We start from the raw sequence: 255 nt of genomic DNA, 5'->3' as shown, positions 1-255 counted from the left end.
TCTCTACCTGACCACCTGTGTCGGTTTAGGGTACGGGCCGCTCAGAACATCGCTAGAGGCTTTTCTCGGCAGCATAGGATCAATGACTTCACCAGAAACGGCTCGGCATCACGTCTCAACCTTAATGCCACGCGGATTTGCCTACGTGACGGCCTACACGCTTACCCCGGCACAACCACCGGCCGGGATCATCTACCTTCCTGCGTCACCCCATCGCTAAACTACTACCACCCAAGGTCCTAGTCTCCCGCATCG

1 rRNA gene is annotated in these 255 nt (G+C 56.9%); it reads right to left on the bottom strand.

Going from position 1 to position 255, the window contains the following annotated elements:
* Positions 1-255 (bottom strand): 23S ribosomal RNA (locus QSK32_RS45410); the annotation flags it as partial.

The organism is Actinoplanes sp. NBRC 101535 (assembly GCF_030269225.1).
Lineage (GTDB): Bacteria > Actinomycetota > Actinomycetes > Mycobacteriales > Micromonosporaceae > Actinoplanes > Actinoplanes rectilineatus.
Note: the sequence above shows the minus strand (reverse complement) of the source record. Positions and strands in the feature narration are given on the sequence as shown.